Consider the following 17,349-nt stretch of genomic DNA (forward strand, 5'->3'; position numbering starts at 1 on the left):
GCCCCGCCTCCGGCCGCTACGGGCCGATACCCACACGCTCGAGGCCGCGCAGCACCTGCTGGGGCGCGACCGTGTAGTTGGCGTGGAACGGATGCGTCTTCTCGCCCGGCACCGTCGTGCCCCGGATGTAGAGGACCTGGGCGCCGCTCGACCCGATCATGCTGGTGTAGCCGCGGAAATTGAACGACCGGTTCTCGTGGATCAGCGCGACGACGCGGGCCTTGTCGTTGCAGAAGATGGTGTTCGTCATGGCCGAGCTCGCGGAGCCCACGATCACGTCGGCCGAATGATAGAGGGCGATCTGCTCCACGAAGGACAGCTTCTCCGGGTACACGACCTCGAAGCCGTAGCGCGCCAGGGCGTTGATGATCTCGGCTTCGTTGACGAGCTGGCGCTGCGTGAAACCCTTCCGCGACAGGACGATCCGCCGCCCCGTGGAGCGCAGATCCACCCCGCGTGCCGCGAGCCTGTCGAGCACGGCGCGCCGCATGGCGCCGAGGACGTCCTTCGGCCAGACCGAGTCGTAGACCGGCACGTCCGGCCGGGCGTCGAACGGGAAGAAGGTCGGGACCGGGGCGACTCCGAGTTCGCCGAAGCGGACCGCCTGCGCCGGAAGCGGGAGGATCTCCCGCCCGCGCGTGTCGAGCAACTCCACGATCTGCCGGTGCGTCGCCGGCATGTGGTCGTCGATGCAGATCGGGAAACCCGCCGGGCAGGCGGGGTCGTTGAACCACAGCATCCGGGGCACGAACTCGAGCAGCCAGTGGCCGTAATTCTTGCTCTGGAGCCCGAACAGCATCAGGCCGGAATCCAGGCTCCGGATCTCGGCCGGCTCCTCCACCAGGGCGCGCCCGGCCCCGTAGACGGCCGTCATGATCTGGTCGGTGTTCTTGCCGTCCTTGATGTCGGCGATGCCGCTGTCGGGGTGCGCCGCGAGGTCGTAGATCAGGCGGCTGCCCTGGAGCACGATGTTGCTGCGGGGAAAGGTCAGGCAATCCTTGAACCGGGCGACGTATTGCGGCGGCGCATCCAGGGTGCCGCACACGGAGGTCAGCGCCACCGGGCCTTCGAGGAAATGGATCTCCGGCTCGGCGATCCGGCGGGGTCCGACCAGCTCGCGATACGCGCCCTCCCCCGTGGCGGCGGCCTGGCGGGCGGACATGATGTCGTAGATCCGCACCGGCCCGAGCCCGAGGGTCGTGCGCGTCCGCTCGTGCAGCGCCTGTGCCTCCGCGTGCCGGCCCGCCTCGGCGAGGGCGGTCATCTGCAGGCTGCGCAGGTTGCGGATCTTGCGCTCCAGCGTGTCGCCGTCGACCGTGAGCGGCCGCCCGCCCAGGGTATCCCGCGCGATCCGCGCCAGCAGGTAGCAGCGCACCGCGCTCTCGGCCTCGCCGGCGAGTTCGTAGTCCCAGGCGATCTGGACCAGTGATGGGTCGTCCTGCCCGCGGTCTCCGACCGCCGCCTTGGCCTGGCGCAAAGCCTCCAGGAGATCCTCGACGCCGGCGAATTCCTGCCGCCGGCACCGGTCGACGATGCCCGTCCGGATCGCGGCGAGGTGGTAGTGCGCGGCGCGCGCGCGCGAGGCCTGGGCGGCCAGCCCGTAGGCGCGGGCCGCCAGATCGAAGCTGTCCTCGCCCTGAAACCGGAAGGCGAGGGTCGCGAGGTGCTGCGCCGCGGTCTCGGCGCGCGCCTCCGTCAGGGCCGCGAGGGCGCCCGCGATCGTGTCGAGGGTGGCGGCGCCGTTCGTCCGGTTGGCCTGGACCAGGATTCGCCGAAAGTCGTCCCGCATCGATACCGACCGTTCCTTCACGCGATCCTGTGCGCCGTCTCGAGCTGCCTCAGCGCGCCGCCAGGGCCCGCTCGACGCAGGCGCAGACCTCGCCGATCTGCTCCCGGGTGATCGCCGGGAAGAACGGCACCCCGATGGCGCCCGCGGCGGCGGCCGGGGTCCGCGCGAGGCCGTCATGCCGGCAGGTCGCGAAGGCGGGATGGGCCTGGCATCCGGTCCCGTACCAGCGCCGCCACTGGATGCCGGCCGCGTCGAACGCCGCCGTCACCGCGTCGGCCGCTTCGGGCTCGAACAGCGCGTTGACCGTCATGGTCAGCCATTCCGTTCCGAAACCCGGCTGCATCCGGACGCCGATCCGATCGAAACCTTCGACATAGGCGAGCGAGGCCTCCCGCAACTGCCGGATGCGTGCCTCGAGACCGTCGAAGGCCGCGAGGCCGATCGCCGCCGCATATTCGGAGATCCGGAAGTTGCCGCCGCGCACCTCCGAGACCCGGCTGCTCGCCGAGAAGCCGAACCCGGTCATCGCGGTGGTCTGCGCCACCAGATCGGCGTCGGTGGTGAGGATCGCGCCGCCCTCCCCGATCCCGAGCGCCTTGGTGGCGTGCAGGCTCACGCAGAGCGGCTGCGCGCCGACCCGGGTCAGGTTCAGCGTCGCGGCGGCGGCGTCGAACACGACCGGAATCCCGTGTGCCGCCTCGAACGCCTCCCAGGCCGGGACGTCGATCGGCGCCCCGTAGGGGCTGACCACCACCACGGCGGCGACCTCGCCTCCGGCCAGCGACAGCGCCCGCTCGGCGATGGCGGGGGTCAGCGACAGGGTCTCGGGATCGACGTCGGCGAAGAACGGCTCCAGGCCGACATTCACCGCCGCGTGCGCGGTGGCGATGAAGGTGTAGCCGGGCATCAGGCAGAGCCCGCCGCGCCGGCCACCGATGCGGTAGCGCAGGGCGAGTTCGATCGCGCTGGTGCCGTTGCCGGTGATCGTCGCGGCCACCGGTGCGCCGCTGGCGCGCTCCGAGACGAAGCCGCAGAGCTTGGCCGTGAATTCGCGGGAGAGCGGGCCGTAATTGCTGTAGATGTGCGATTGATCGATCCGGCGCAGGTAGGGGACGATGGCGTCCGTCTCCGGCAGGCTTGGAATGAGCACGGGGATCATCGTCGAGACACGTCCTGACTGTCGGCCGCCACCATCCTCGTCGGCATGCTCCGGTGACGTGGCCCGCTATACATGCCGGGGCACCGCCACGGAAGGCGCCGGGGCGGGGGCCCTCAGTTGCGCGGTTCGGTGCGCGCGCCAGGACGGGCCGGCAGGGCGCGGGCGGGATTCCCGAACACCGTCTGGCCCGGCGCCACGGACCGGATCACGACGGCGCCGGCCCCGACCACGGCACGCGCCCCGATCCGGATCTTCGGGATCACGCAGGCGCCCGTGCCGAGGAAGGCGCCCTCCCCCACGCGGACATGCCCGGCCAGATGGACGCCGGGGCTCAGCGTGGCGAAATCCTCCAGCACGTCGTCGTGCGCCACGGTGCAGCCGGGGTTGATCAGCACGTGCTCGCCCAGGCGCGCATCCGCCGTCACCGAGGAATGCCCGAGGATCACCGCGCCCACGCCGATCCGGCTGCTGCCACCGATCAGCACCCCGGGATCGATGATCGAGGTGAAGCGCGCGCCGATCGCCTCCCGCAGATGTGCGACCGCCCGGGCCCGGGGCTCCGGCTCGCCGAGGGCGACGACGAAGCGCAGATCGTCGTCGCCCGCGAAGGCCCGGACATCCCGGACCACCGGCCGGCCGCGAAACATCTCCGGCGCGTCGAGGCCGGGATCGACGATGCTCGCCTGCAGGTCGATCGCCGTGCCCTGCGCGTTCAGGCGCTCCAGGGCGTCGACGATCTCGCGGGCGAGGGCGCCGGCGCCGTACAGGACGAGGCGGACCGTCATCGCGCCGGGGGCCACGACCGGTTCCGGCTCGGCGCTGGCGGCTGCGGGCCGCTCGGGCGAACGTCCATGCGCGGGGTTCCCTGACCAGGCCTTCCTGGCTGTCGGGGCCCTGCCCTACACGAGTCTCTGCGGGCTCTCCAGCGGCCTAGAGCCGTGCCCGATCGCATTGCAATCGGGCACGGCTCTAGGCCTTCGTTTTGACGCGCTCTCTTGCGCCGAACCGGTATCCACTTCGGCGGAGAGCGCTCTAGGCCCTCGGATCGATGCCTCGTCACAACGCCCACGTTCCAGTAGACCGCCGCCATCGGCGCGTCGCAACCGGGTGCGCCAGCGGGCGAGGGCGCGCGGAGCTAGGTGGAACCGACATGAGGCCGGCGGACACGTTCATCGACCTGATCCGGACGATCAATCGCGACAACGCCGCGGATGTCCTCACGCGGCTGCACGCGCGGATCGCCGCCGGGGATCACGCCGCCATGGACGTCGCCCGGATCCGGCGGCATCTCGAGACGCTCGTGTTCCGGCTGGAGGGCGACGACCAGCTCGGCGCCGTCGCCGACGTCTACGACCTGATCGGTTCGATCGTCCCCGACGCGCGCGAACGCTGGACCGGGGCCGCCGTCAACGCGCGGCTGCGCGGTCTCTGCGGACAGGGTCGCTACGCGGACGCCACCGCCGTCGTCCGCGCTCTGCGCGAAGGCGGCGACCCCGTCGCCATCCGCGAAGGCCTCGCCACCCTGCTGCGGCTCGGCTGGGTCGCCGAATGCGGGCAGGAGCCGGAAACCTGCGTGCAGGCCTACCGGCTGGCCTACGAGCTGAACGGCGGCGACGACGGCGTCACCACCGAGGACGGCTTCGCCCTGAGCACCAAGGTCCGGAACCTGCGCCGGCTGCAGATCGACGCCCTGCTCCCGGAGGGGCGCTACGCGGACGCGATCGCGCTGCACGAGCCGACGCGCCACGTCTACGGCTCCGGACCGTTGCGCGCCTACGACATCGTCACCGCCGCGGCGCTGGCCGCGGGCGGGGGGGCCGCCTACACGGAATTGCGGCCGCGCCGCCGGATCGCGCCGCCCGAGCTGCGTTTCTTCGAGCCGCCCCCTGCCCTCACCTCCGAGCCGGGCGAGCTCGACATGCCGGCCCAGTACCTCGCCTTTCTGGACGGAGCCCACGCTTTCCCGCGCAGCAACGTCGTCATCGCGGGCGACACGATGATCTACGACCTCGCCGCCCATCCGCGCCGGCCCGACATCCTGCTGCAGGACGGGGTCAATCCCGATCAGATCATGATGGCCGCCTTCGGCGACACGCGCGCCCTCGTGGAAGTGCCCGAGGAGCCGTTCCGGGTCGAGGCCGGGCTGATGATGTTCGGCCTCCAGAGCCGGAATTACGGGCACTGGTTCTGCGAGTATGTGCCGCGGATGCTCTGCTACAACGATCCGCGCTGCCCGGACGAGATCCCGCTCTGCATCGACGACCACATGCCCCCCTCGCACGAGGAGATCCTGCGCCTGCTCGACACGCGCGACCGGCCGGTGATCAAGCTGCCGCCCCGGCCCGTCGCCTTCCGACGCCTCGGGATGGCGCCGCCGCCGGCCTTCTTCCCGTTCGAGATGAAGCCGGGGCGGCCGGTCTACGATGCGATCTGGCCGGCCGACATCTTCGCGGCCGTCCGCGAACGGATCCTCGCGAGCGCCCGGGCGCTCGGGGTTCTCTCGGACCGGACCGACCGGCGCCTGTTCATCTCCCGCAAGGCGTTCAGCCAGCGCGCCCTCGTCAACGAGGCGGAGATCGCCGAGCGCCTGACCCCGCTGGGCTTCGAGGTGATCTACCCGGAGACGATGTCGTTCCTCGAACAGGTCGAGGCGTTCCATTCGGCCGCCCTGGTGGTGGGCTCGTCGAGCTCGGCCCTGAGCAACGCCCTGTTCTGCCGGCCCGGATGCCGGATCCTGGGCCTGATCCACGAGGAGCTGGCGTTCAACTTCCGGGGCTATGCCAGCTACATCGAGGTGGGCGGCGCCCGGATCCTGTTCCTGCGCGGCCAAACCCTCCACCGGCCGGGCGTGCACGCCTTCCACGTGAGCTACACCGTCGACCCCGAGAAGGTCGTGGCCGCGGTGGCGGCCCTCGAAAACGAGGTTGCCACGGGCGTTCCAGCCGGATTTCCGCCGCCGGCCGCCGACGATCGGCCGATCCGGGTGCCGGATCGCGATGCAAAGCGGGCTCAGCCCCCTCCGGCGGGCCCGCCCGCCCGCGTCGATCCAGACCGGCTCGCGCGCGTCACGACGCTGGCGGCCGGGCCGCACGCGGGGGCGGGATCCGGCCTCTGCGCCCTGGAGGCGGTGGCCTACGTTGCCGGCGAGCCCCATTCGGACCGGCCCGCCTGTGCGTCCCCTGCCCTCTCGGCCTTCATCCGGACCTGGAGCGACGGCCTGCCCCAGGCGGCCCGAGATGCCCTGATCCTCCCCCTCGTCCCGCGCCTCGTCGGTACCCGCGGCTCGGAGGCCCTGGAGCGCCGGCGGGTCGCCCTGGCGGCCGACTGGCTCGTCCGCACCCACCTGCCGGCGTGGTTCCGCCTCGCCAAGCTGAACGTCGAGGGCGACGCGCTGGCCAACCGGCCGGCGCTGACCGACAGCGCCGATCTCGCCGCCTGGTGCGATCATCTGGAGCAGGCGCGCAAGCGCGCGAAGGTCGCGAACCTGACCCTGCGGCAGACGGGGGCCGCCGTCCGGGCCGCGGCCTGGGACGCGGCGCAACAGGCCGCCTGGGCGGTCATCCGGGACGATCTGGAGGCCGCCGGTCCGCGGATGCTCGCCGCCGGCTGGGACGCCGCCTACGCGGCCGCCTACGCGGCGGCCCGGGCCTACGGGAAGGCGCCGCTGGAGCCGACCCGGCGGGCGCTCCAGGACTCCGCCCTGGCCCTGGTCGAGCGGATGATCGCGCTGCGCGAAGCGGATCCGGCCGGCTCGGATCCTCTGCCGGAGGACGCCCCGCCGGCCAACGCACCGGTTCAGCCCGGCGTCGAACACCGGCCATGATTCGCCCATGAGCGAGACGCCACAGGGCACGCCGCCGTTCAATCCCGCCCCGGCCCTGGCTGGCGCGCGCTGCCTCGTGCTGGGTGGCAGCGGCTTCCTCGGGCTGAACCTGTGCAACCGCCTCGCGGAGGCGGGGGCCGAGGTCACCTGCTTCAGCCGAAGCCATTCTCAGTCCGCACTGCTCGACCGGCGCGTCGCCCGGGTGACGGGCCAGTTCGCCGACCGCCTCGCCATCGCCAACGCGGTCGAGCGTCAGGACGTGGTCTTCCACTTGATCGCCGGGTCGATCCCGGAGAGCTCGAACCGGGATCCGTCGGCCGAACTCGCCGCCACCCCGATCGCCACCCTGCACCTGCTGGAGATCTGCCGCTCGGCCCGGATCCGGAAGCTGGTCTTCGCGTCCTCCGGCGGCGCGATCTACGGCATCCCGCGCGCCATCCCGATCCCCGAGCGGGCGCCGACCGATCCGATCTCGGCCTACGGCATCAGCAAGCTGATGATCGAGAAGGCGCTCTACCTGTACCGCCACCTCCACGGGATCGACTACCAGATCCTCCGGATCGCCAACCCGTACGGCCGCTTCCAGCTCGGCACCAAGCACCAGGGCCTGATCGGGAGCTACATCCACCGCGTCCTCACCGACCAGCCGCTGGAGGTCTGGGGCACCGGCGCGGTCGTGCGCGACTTCCTCCACATCGACGACGTCAGCGACGCGTTCCTGGCCGCGGTGGGCTACGACGGGCCGCACAAGGTCCTGAACGTCGGCAGCGGCGTGGGCCTGAGCGTCAGCCAGATCATCGCCGAACTCCAGGCGGCCTTCGGGCGCGGCCGCCTGCCCTGCCTGCACAAGCCGAGCCGGGCCGCGGACGTGCCCGCCAACGTCCTCGATACGGCCCTGATCCGGTCCGAGCTCGGCTGGCGGCCGCGGGTCGCGCTGCGCGAGGGGCTCGTCGACACCATCGCGTGGATGCGGGCCTATCTGGCGGAGGCCGCCGGTCCCTGACGCGCGACCTGAAGCCGGCCCGCCCCGGAGTGGCCACGATTGTCGGCGACAGCGCGGCGATCCGATCCGCGCGCCGATCCGCGAGGAGACCGCATGTCCTTCCTGCACGATCTGCCGATCACCGACCTGATCGCGCATTACGGCTACATCGCCATCTTCGTCATCATCACGCTGGAGAGCGCGGGGCTGCCCCTGCCCGGCGAGACGGTCCTGCTGACCTCGGCCGCTTATGCCGGCAGCACCGGCAACATCAACATCGCCCTCGTGGTGGCGATCGCCGCGACTGCCGCCATCCTGGGCGACAACGCCGGCTACTGGGTCGGTCGCCGCTGGGGCCTGCCGCTGCTCCTGCGCAAGGGGCACCTGATCGGCCTCGATCACGGCCGGCTCAAGCTCGGCCAGTACCTGTTCCGCCGGCACGGCGGGAAGATCGTGTTCTTCGGCCGCTTCACCGCGATGCTGCGCGCCTACGCGGCGGTGCTGGCGGGCGTGAACAAGCTCGACGCGCGCCGCTTCATGGCCTTCAACGCGCTGGGCGGCGTCGCCTGGGCGTCGATCATGGGCTTCGGCGCCTATCTCTGCGGCCGGTCGATCGAGAACGTCATGGGGCCGGTCGGCCTCGGGCTGCTGGCCTTCGTGCTGCTCGGCGCGGTCGCGCTGTGGCTGTTCATGCGCCGGCACGAGGCGCGCCTGATGGTCGCCGCCGAGGAAGCGATCCCGGGTCCGCTCACCGAGGGTCTGCAGGCAGGCCCGTCGGCGCCGCAGGGCGCCGCGCAGGCGGATTTCGAGAGGCAGATCGAGACGCTCCTCGCGCAGCGCGGCACCGGACAAACCACCGGCCAAGCGCCGACCGGCACGCGCGCCCGGCGCCAGCCGGAAGCCCTGCCCCTCTGGTTCCGGATCCCCGTCTTCCTCCTGGCCTCGGCCGCCGGCATGACGCTCGCCTCCTGGCACTACGGGACCACCGGCGGCCTCTACGGGCGCGTGGTCGACCATATCAGCATCGTCGGCCTGCTGCTGATCCTCCTCGTGCCGGCCGTCCTGCTGACGGTCGTCGGCTGGCGCCTGCGATACCCGGGATCGTCGGCCACCGCCGGGGACGGGACCGAGGGCGGGGTCGGACTGGCCGCCTGAGCGCATCCGCGTTCGTTCGGCGCCCTGGCGGGTCGGGCGGCCCCCGGGCGCAGGGTTGACCGGTCGGGGGGGCCGATCGTATCACCCCGCCTCACCCGACAGGGGCGGTCCATCGCGTCGGTTCCGGCCGATCCTGCCCATGGGCTGCGTACAGGACCGTGCGTGCACGCCCCGTCGGACGTCGTGGCTGAGACGGAGCCGACCTTGGGCGAGGACGTGGAAGCGCTGCGGGCCGAACTCGCCGAGACGCAAGGACGGCTCAAGGAAGCGCAGGGCGAACTCGCCCGTCTGGTCCGCCTCGCCGAGGCCGATCTCCAGCGCCGCCGCCCCGGCGAGCAGTCGAGCGTCGTCGCCTCGTCGGTGCGCCGCCCCGCCGCCAAGGAGGTCGCGGCCCGGATCGCCCGGTTCGCGCATCTCTACCGCGAGGCCGCCGCGGCCACGCCCGATCGCGCCCCCGTCATCCCCGAGGCGACGATGCTCGAATGGCTCGAGACCTCAGGCCTGTTCGACCGTCAGTTCTACCTCGCGTGCAACGACGACGTCGCGAATGCCGGCGCGGACCCGACGCAGCACTATTACAACCACGGCTCCGAGGAAGGGCGCCTCCCCAGCACCCTCTGAGGGTGCCGTGTGGGAAGCGGCGCGCTGATGCGCGTTCGAGCGATCTGCGAGGGATCTGACTGATGCAGGACGGGGCAGGAGACGCCGCACCCGCGCTCGAGCCGTGGCAGGACGATTTCGCGACGATCTACGCGAGCGGCCTGTTCGACCACATCTGGTACGCGACGCGCTATCCCGAAGTCGGCCTGACCGACCTGTCGCCCCTCGAACATTACGTGAAGTACGGGGCCCGGCTCGGGCGCCAGCCCCGGGCCGACTTCACGGCGCCGCCGGACGAGACCTTCGACGGGAGCTTCGTCAATCCGTTCGCGGCCTGGGTCCAGGCGCGGGCCGAGACGCAGCCCGCGCCGGCCTGGAACCGGCCGGTCGTCTCCGTCCTGTGCATCACCTACAACCAAGCGTCGTTCATCCGGCAAACCCTGGAGAGCATCCTCGGGCAGGCGACGGATTTCCCGTTCGAGCTGCTGGTCGGCGACGACCGGTCGAGCGACGGCACCGCCGAGATCATCGCCGATTACGCCGCGCGCCATTCCAACCTCGTGGCGGTCCTGCGCACCGAAAATCTCGGGCCCAACAAGAACTTCGCCGACCTCACGTCCCGCGCCCGGGGTGAGTTCGTGGCGATCTGCGAGGGCGACGATTACTGGACCGATCCGCGCAAGCTCCAGAAACAGGTCGATTTCCTGCGGGCGCGGCCGGAATTCACCCTCTGCTTCCATCCGGTGCGCGTCGTCTACGAGGACATGCCGGGGGTCGAGGAGATCTACCCGAAGCAGTGCAGCCCGCAGCCGTCGCTGTCCGACCTCGTGGCCCACAACTTCGTCCAGACCAACAGCGTGCTCTACCGCTGGCGCTATCACGGCGCCGAGGCGTTCGTCTTCGACGAGGGCATCGCCCCCGGCGACTGGTACGTCCACCTGATGCACGCCGAGGTGGGGCGCATCGGCTTCCTGCCCGAGGTGATGGCGGTCTACCGCAAGCATGCCGCCGGCATGTGGGCGACCTACGCCACCGAACTCGCCCGCCACAAGAAGCTCGGCAATGCCGAGATCGCGTTCTTCCGCAAGCTGCGCGGGCATTTCGGCGGCCGCTACGCGTCGGGCTACGCGGCGTCGCAGAAGGCGATCTTCCGCCGGCTGGCCGAGGCCTATCTCGACGAGGAGGACGTCCCGAGCCTCGGGCGGCTGATCGCGGCCAATCCCGACATCGCCCGGGATGCCCTGAGCGATATGGGCCTCGACGCGCCGGACGACCTCTCCGGCGAGCCGGAGGCCCTGCGCGCGTGGCTGTTGGAGCAGCTCAGCGTCAGCGTCATCGTGACGGCCTACAACCACGCCGCCGATATCGGCCGCTGCCTCGACGCGATCCTGCGGCAGCGCGGCCTGTTCCGGATGCAGGTGGTGATCGGCGACGACAAGTCGACCGACGGGACGGCGGGAATCGTCGAAACCTACCGGGCGCGCGACCCGGAGCGGATCGCGGTCCAGCCCCGGCCACAGAATCTCGGCATGCTGCGCAACATGCAGGATTGCCTCTCGGCCTGCACGGGCCGCTACATCGCCTTCTGCGAGGCCGACGATTACTGGCTGTCGGACCGCAAGATCGCCCTCCAAATGCGGATGCTGCGCACCGACCGCAAGCTCGACATGTGCTTCAACTGGGTGCTGCTCCACTACCCGGCGACCGGCTCCTACCTGCCGCACGACGAGCAGGGCCGCTATCCGACCGGCACGATCAGCTTCCCGGTCCTGGCCAATTCACCACTGACCGCCAACTTCTCCTGCTGCTTCTACCGCGCCGAGGCCCTGCGCCGGGTGCCGGAGGCCTATTACGAGAACGCGGCGGCCGCCGACTGGCTGATGAACCTCTACGTCGCCGACAAGGGCCGGATCGCGTTCCTGCGCGAGATCCTGTCGGTCTACACGGTCCAGGAGAAGGGCCAGTGGTCGGGCCTGCCCGAGGACATCAAGAACGCCCGGATCGCCCAGTATCAGAAGCAGTTCGCCGGCATCTTCGGCGAGGGGCGCGGCTTCGAGAAATACGAGGTCGGCTGCACCGTGGCCGAGCTCGACGGGGAACTGCCGGATTCCTTCGCCCGCGCCAATCTCGAAGCCCCCCAGGACCGGGTCTGGGCCGAGATCCAGGACGGGCAGGTGGTGCTGTCCGGCTGGGTCGTCTCGGCGAGCCGGGCCAGGGCGACGCTGGTCGCGGAAATCGACGGCGAGGTCCAGCGCATCCCCGTGGACGTCCACCGGCCGGACGTGATCGCGGCAGTGCTCGGCGACATGCCGACCACCATGGACGAGGCCCGCTGCGGCTTCCGCTTCACCCTGCCCTACGCGCTCCACCTCGAAGTGCTGCTCTCGATCGAGGTCGAGCATGCGGTGGTGCCGTGGCTGTCGGTGATCTTCACCCACCGGGTGAAGCGGGCGGCCGAGCGGGGCTGAGGCGGCCGAGGAAACGGCGCGCACGCTCCAGGGGCGTCCGCGCCCGGGCGCGCTCCAGGGCGCCGCGGATCTCACCCGCCAGACGCGTCGCCACGATCTCCCGGGCGGGATCGTCGTAGTGGACGATGTCGTAGAAGGTCCCCTCCTCCCGGTCGCGAAAGATCCCGCTGTAGTCGAGGGCCGTGAAGGTCCGCCGGTACGGGCGCCGCGCCGCGAGCGCGGCCGTGAACGCCTCCAGCTTGGCGTATTGCCGGTCGAGATAGGCCAGGAACGCCCCCGAGGCGACGCCGCGCTCGACCTCCGTCAGGTGGCGCTTGCGCAGGACCGTGGGCTGCAGGACGCTCACGATCGGCACCGCGTGATCGTGCGACAGCTTGGTCAGCCGGTGCGCGGCGCGTTCGTACTGGTGGACGATGGCGTCCTCCCAGCCCGGGCTCTGCCAGCCCACCTCCGCGCGCAGCCGCTTCAGCTCCTCGTAGATCAGCGTGACCAGCGCGTCGTACGACAGGCCGTCCTCCCGCGCGCGGGGGTCGTGCGTGTCGAAGAAGTGGTCGTAGAGCCGCTGGGTGATGAAGGCGTTGTAGGGGTGGCCGGGCCGGGGATCGTAGGTCCAGGGCTGGAACAGGTCGGTGCTGCCGCTGAGTACCACGATGGCGTCGGGGCTGTAGGTGACGAGGCGCGACCAGATCAGATGCGTCATCTGGGTCAGGCAGCTCGACATCACCCCGAAATTGTAGACTTTTGCCTGCCCCAGCCCGTCGGCCCGGAGGATCCGCTCGATCCGGCCCGGCAAAGTGTTGGCGATGTCGCCGCCGTCGATCGTGGTCGAGTCGCCGACGACCAGGATCCGGGTCTCGCCCTCGGGCTTGCGCTCCACGATCGGGGTGGCGTTGAGGAAGCCGTCGGCGTCGAACGGGACGCCGTAATGGCTCGCCCCCGGCTTGCCGGCGAACTGGATGAACGGGCTCGGATAGCGCGTGTTCGAGTCGAGATAGCCGAAATGATGCAGGAACTTGCGCCGGCGCGCGGCGTCCTCGGTCTCGGGCGGCGCCCAGATCTGCTCGACGCCCGGGGCGGTGAGCGCCGCCATCATGGCCGCCCGGAGCGCCGCGGTGCCGGCAGCGTTGAGCCGGAGACCGTCGTCGCTGAAGGCGGCCCGAAGCGCCCCGGCCTCGCCCGCCAGCACGGCCTCGTAATCGATGAACAGCGCCCCGTAATCCTGGGCGTGCGCGCGCAGCCACGCGTTCACCGCGCCGATGAGCGCGACCGGGCGCCCGGCCGTGGCGGGCGCCGCCGGATCGACCGGCGGGATCGCGCCGACCCAGGTCCGGACATGGAGGTCGCGCGCGTCCCGCAACATGGCGGTGAGGTCGGCCACGAGGCCGTCCAGCGAGACCGCACGACCGGGGGTGAGGATGTCGTCCCGGCCGCCGATCAGGTGGAGGCCTTTCGCGCCGTAGAGGGCGATGTCGGAGCGCAGCCGCCGCGCCATGTCCCGGGCGGACTGGCCGGCGATGCCCCGGGCGACCGTCTGGGGCCCGGAGAACAGCTTTGGCGTCTCGGCGGTCAGATCCGCGGTCAGGGAGTCGCCGAAGAACAGGATCGGCCCGAGGGGGAACAGAGGCTTATCCGACACCAGGGCCGCTCATGCGCTCTCGGTTGCGGCACCGCCGGCGCCAAAAATCTCGATCCCGTCGAGGTGCAGGTGCTGCTCCTCATCGAGATCGATCTTCAGGTAGCGGAATTGGGCGCCGTCGAAGCGCAGGTGCAGGGGCAGGCCGGGATGGCAATGGGCGTCCGCGGCGTCGAAGACCAGTCGGTACGTATCCGCGGTCTCGCCGAGCCAGACTCGCATCAGCTGCGCGCGCTCGCTGAGCTGCCCCCAGCGGTTGTAGATCCGGATCTCCGAGACGCGCGTGACCGCGCCGAGATCGAGGACGAACCAGGGGGTCCGCTCCAGCGCCGTGTGGAAGAAGAACGACGGGTCGCCCGTGGTGCGCTCGCCGTAGATCCCGGTCGTCCCCGACCAGGGCGAGGCGGAACTCGCCGTCCAGGTCTTGCCGAGCGCGATGTTGGCGGAGGGCCGCGTCGCCACCAGCGTGTCGGTCTCCAGTTCCTCGATCAGCGTCCGGATCTGCTTCGAGGGCTGCCGCAGCGGCGCGATCTCCAGGTCGAGCTTGTAGATCAGGTTCGACAGGATGCTCTGGTCGAAGCGGTGGTCGATGAAGCCGTCGAGGTCGGGCAGGCCCATCTGGTTCGGCAGGTCGGTGACGACCCGCGCGTCGCCCGCGTAGCGCAGCCACTCGGCGACGAGGTGGCGGGTAGCGGGGCTGACCATGAAGGCGATCCAGGTGGCCTGGATCTGGTCGGCCTCCCAGTAGCGCTCCGAATCGCACGCCATGAGCACGAAGCAGTCGCGCTTGGTCCAGGCCCGCTGCGGTTTCCCGTGCAGCACGCCCACCGCGACCCGGCGCTCCGAGCCGGCGAGCCAGGTGAGCAGCGGCGCCACCGGCGGCATCGGATCGTCGCCGATCGCCTGCATCCCGGTATCGGTGAAGACGATGAAGTCGCCGTCGCGCCGCCGCTCCAGGGCCTCCGCGATGATGTAGGGCTTCCAGGCCCAGTTCCCGGCACCCCGGGACCGGTCGAGGATCTCCCGGTGCGCCCGGTAGTACGGCGTCTCGCGCAGGCGGTCGGGCGACCAGCTCTCGATCGTGTCGAAGTCCCCTGTGGCCGCCGCCGCGGCGGCCAGCCGGCGCTGGGTCTCCACGTAGTGATACTTGGCGGCGAAGCTGACGAGGGTCGTGTGGCGCCCCCGGAGCGGTCGCCGCAGCCGCATCAGCACCTCCGCCCGGTGCATCGGATAAGCGTTGACGTGCAGGGACGTGGATGACGGATCTGTGCTGGCCAAGTGCATCCTCCGGCGCCGTGACCCGACGCGGGTCGCTGATGTCCCGCCGATCGGCCCGGCGGCGCAAGTCCCGATCGCTTCGGGCCGCCTACGACGCGGCGCCGGACTCGTCGAAGGCGAGGTTCTCGATCGGGTAGTCGATCATCAGCTGGCGGCGTGCGGGGGAATTATCCCATTCCCCGACCTTCGTGTATCCGCCCGCCGTGTCGATGACCTCGGTGAGGCGGCCGATCGTCGGAATGCCCCGGAAATGCTGCGGCCAGCCGGACGCGAAGTAGAAGACCTGCTCGACGTGGTCGGACAGGTGGCACACGCCGGGCCCGAACGTGCCGAGGCCGAACACGAGGTAGCGGCCGTTGGCCAGCGCCGCCACGTCGTCCGCGAGCGTCCCGCTCTGCGTCGTCAGCGGGATGCCGAGGCCGGTGATGTAGGCTTCCAGCACGTCGATGACGGGGTTGAGCCGGTTCTCGAACACCATCTTGATCGAGCCGATCCGCTTCTCCCGCAGGAGGCGCTGGATCACGAGCTGGTAGAACGCCAGCGGCGGCTGCGGGTAGTGCGGCGCCACCCAGGTGCTGAAGATGTCGCCCGAGCGGATATGGATCAGCAGCTGGTCGTCCGGCTTCTCGGTGAACTGGGCCGGCAGCCGGCCGAAGAGCGGCCGGATGTACTGGGTGATGATGTGGCGCGACTCGGCCTGATCGAGGTCGCCGGCGAGCTTCTGGATGTTCACGTCGAAGAACATGCCGGACAGGAAATACCCGTCGTCCGGGAGCGGGTGGTTCGCGGGGATGAACGTGATGCCGCCGATCTCCTGCGGCTGGTCCAGGGCGAGGACCTCGCTGCGGTCCATGATCGACAGCTTGAGGTATTTGAGCTTGAGCGCCCGGCAGATGCCGATCGCCAGCAGGCACTGGATAATGAAATTCCCGAAGGCGCCGTTCTCGTAGAGATCGATGCCGACGAGGGAGAGGCCCGCCTGATTGGGGCTGCCGAGCAGACGGTAGGCCCGGTAGACGTCGATCTCGGGATCCTCGGTGAGGATGGAGAACTCGACGTTCCAGAGCTTGCGCATGACCATCAGGTCGACGGCGGCGCGCGCGCTCCAGACCCGCACCCGGTGTTCATCCGCCGTTCGCCCCGGCAGGGCCGGGACGCGGATGTAGCGGGCCCAGCTCGCCGGCCCCGGCGGGATCAGGATCTTTGACGGCGCCGCTTCGCCATCCGGGGATGAGGCGGTCTCGGGGAACGTCCAGGTCCGGCCGTCGTCGGAGACGCTGACCGCCCCCTCGCCGCCGAGCGAGACGCCCCCGTCCGGCGAACTGACCGCGATGGCGTGAATGGGGAAGCGCAGGCCGAGGTCGATCTGGAGCCGACCCGCGGCATCGCCCTGGTCGACGACGGATAACGGCCGGTCCTGGGCGACCTCGACGAGATCGGGATGGTTGCTGTGACGCTCGGACATGGGGGTCGTATACCGTATCTCGTTCGGGCTCCAACGGGGTCGCACCGCGCCGGATTCGGATGCCAGCCGGGATGCAGGCCCCCGGGCAGCGGCGTTCAGGCGGCATCCTCGCCGGAGCGGAGTCCTGCCCCGGCCTTCCCCGGGGCGAGGCCGTAATAGCCGGCCATCAGGTCGTCGTATGAGGCGGCCTCGATGGTGGTGCGCCCGTGACCCGGCTTCGGGAACGGGATCGCCAGCAGGCGGTCGTTGCAGGCGGACGGGTCGTCGGCCAGGGCGTAGGGCAGGAGGTGGCCGTCCGGCTCGGCGCGCAGCCGGTCGGCCGGGGCGCCGAGGTCGAAGGCCGCCACCGGCAGGCCGGTGCGCAACGCCAGCGTCAGCGCGTACGAATACGTCTCCGGCCAGATCGCCGGCAGCAGGATCAGGTCCGCCGAGACGCGCCAGACGAGATCCAGCGCCTCGTTGTCGCTCGCATAGCGGCCGGTCCGCGTCACGCCGGCGCGTTCCAGGCCATCCTCCAGCGCCGGATCGCAGAAGCCCACCAGGGCAAAGCGCAATGGCAGGTCGCGGGTCTGCGCATCGGTCGCCAGGGCCTGCAGCACCAGCCCGCCCTTCGTGGCGCTGATCGCCCCGAGAACCGCGACGCGCCGGATCCGCCCCGGCCGGTGCAGCGCCGTGGCGCGCACCGCCCGCTCCGGCTCGGCGTGCGGCCGCACCGTGATCGCCAGATCCCGGTACACCCCCGCGATCCGACCCGCCGTGTCGCTGGACGGCGCAAACACCCGCGCCGCACCCCCCAGGAACCGCCCGAACGTCGCCCGCCGCTCCCCCGGATCCGGCTCCTCGAACCCGTCCGCGTCCCGCGCCAGACACCCCCGGCACTCGGACACCGCCGCCAGACCGCAATAGCGCCCGTCCGGCTGCACGAGGTGGTTGCGGTGGCACACCGGCGAGTAGTCGTGCAGCGTCCAGGCGTAGGGAAACCGCGAGCCCGCCACCA

11 protein-coding genes and 1 pseudogene are annotated in these 17,349 nt (G+C 70.9%); 5 read left to right on the top strand and 7 right to left on the bottom strand.

Going from position 1 to position 17,349, the window contains the following annotated elements; all coding sequences use genetic code 11:
- Window positions 1–16: 16 nt before the first annotated feature.
- The 3 genes from AAHG09_RS28030 to AAHG09_RS28040 form a co-directional block, all read right to left on the bottom strand.
- Complete coding sequence (locus AAHG09_RS28030; protein WP_342110977.1) at window positions 17–1,789, bottom strand: glycosyltransferase family 61 protein; 1,773 nt, start codon at window positions 1,787–1,789, stop codon at window positions 17–19.
- Between the two features lie 49 nt (window positions 1,790–1,838).
- A complete protein-coding gene (locus AAHG09_RS28035) occupies window positions 1,839–2,948 on the bottom strand; it encodes a DegT/DnrJ/EryC1/StrS family aminotransferase (RefSeq protein WP_342110979.1) in 1,110 nt (369 codons plus the stop codon).
- Between the two features lie 113 nt (window positions 2,949–3,061).
- Complete coding sequence (locus AAHG09_RS28040; RefSeq protein ID WP_342110981.1) at window positions 3,062–3,748, bottom strand: acetyltransferase; 687 nt, start codon at window positions 3,746–3,748, stop codon at window positions 3,062–3,064.
- Between the two features lie 350 nt (window positions 3,749–4,098).
- Between AAHG09_RS28040 and AAHG09_RS28045 the strand changes: the two genes are divergently transcribed.
- The 5 genes and pseudogenes from AAHG09_RS28045 to AAHG09_RS28065 all read left to right on the top strand — a co-directional run bounded on the left by AAHG09_RS28045 (window position 4,099) and on the right by AAHG09_RS28065 (window position 11,976).
- Complete coding sequence (locus AAHG09_RS28045; RefSeq protein WP_342110984.1) at window positions 4,099–6,771, top strand: glycosyltransferase family 61 protein; 2,673 nt, start codon at window positions 4,099–4,101, stop codon at window positions 6,769–6,771.
- A 7-nt stretch (window positions 6,772–6,778) separates the two neighbouring features.
- Window positions 6,779–7,774 carry an NAD-dependent epimerase/dehydratase family protein gene (locus tag AAHG09_RS28050; protein ID WP_342110986.1) on the top strand — a complete coding sequence of 332 codons (996 nt, stop codon included), beginning with the start codon at window positions 6,779–6,781 and terminating at the stop codon, window positions 7,772–7,774.
- Window positions 7,775–7,867: 93 nt separating this feature from the next.
- A pseudogene (locus tag AAHG09_RS28055) lies at window positions 7,868–8,506 on the top strand (DedA family protein); the annotation flags it as partial.
- Window positions 8,507–9,070: 564 nt separating this feature from the next.
- Window positions 9,071–9,529, top strand: a complete 459-nt coding sequence (locus AAHG09_RS28060) for a hypothetical protein (RefSeq protein ID WP_342110988.1) — start codon at window positions 9,071–9,073, stop codon at window positions 9,527–9,529.
- 62 nt (window positions 9,530–9,591) lie between these two features.
- A complete protein-coding gene (locus AAHG09_RS28065) occupies window positions 9,592–11,976 on the top strand; it encodes a glycosyltransferase family 2 protein (protein ID WP_342110989.1) in 2,385 nt (794 codons plus the stop codon).
- On the opposite strand, the gene AAHG09_RS28070 is transcribed toward AAHG09_RS28065, so the two are convergent.
- From AAHG09_RS28070 to AAHG09_RS28085, 4 genes are all read right to left on the bottom strand, one after another.
- Window positions 11,939–13,612, bottom strand: coding sequence for a GDSL-type esterase/lipase family protein (locus tag AAHG09_RS28070; RefSeq protein WP_342110990.1), 1,674 nt, complete (start codon window positions 13,610–13,612; stop codon window positions 11,939–11,941). The two genes, AAHG09_RS28065 and AAHG09_RS28070, sit on opposite strands and share 38 nt — an antisense overlap.
- Window positions 13,613–13,621: 9 nt before the next feature.
- Window positions 13,622–14,887 carry a hypothetical protein gene (locus AAHG09_RS28075; protein ID WP_342110991.1) on the bottom strand — a complete coding sequence of 422 codons (1,266 nt, stop codon included), beginning with the start codon at window positions 14,885–14,887 and terminating at the stop codon, window positions 13,622–13,624.
- An 88-nt stretch (window positions 14,888–14,975) separates the two neighbouring features.
- Entirely contained in the window at window positions 14,976–16,352 is a 1,377-nt protein-coding gene (locus AAHG09_RS28080) for a discoidin domain-containing protein (RefSeq protein WP_342110992.1), read from the bottom strand.
- 95 nt (window positions 16,353–16,447) lie between these two features.
- Window positions 16,448–17,349 (bottom strand): glycosyltransferase family protein (locus AAHG09_RS28085; protein WP_459558972.1); only part of this gene is annotated, 902 nt, incomplete at its 5' end.

The sequence above is a fragment of the Methylobacterium guangdongense genome, from assembly GCF_038442355.1.
GTDB lineage: Bacteria > Pseudomonadota > Alphaproteobacteria > Rhizobiales > Beijerinckiaceae > Methylobacterium > Methylobacterium guangdongense.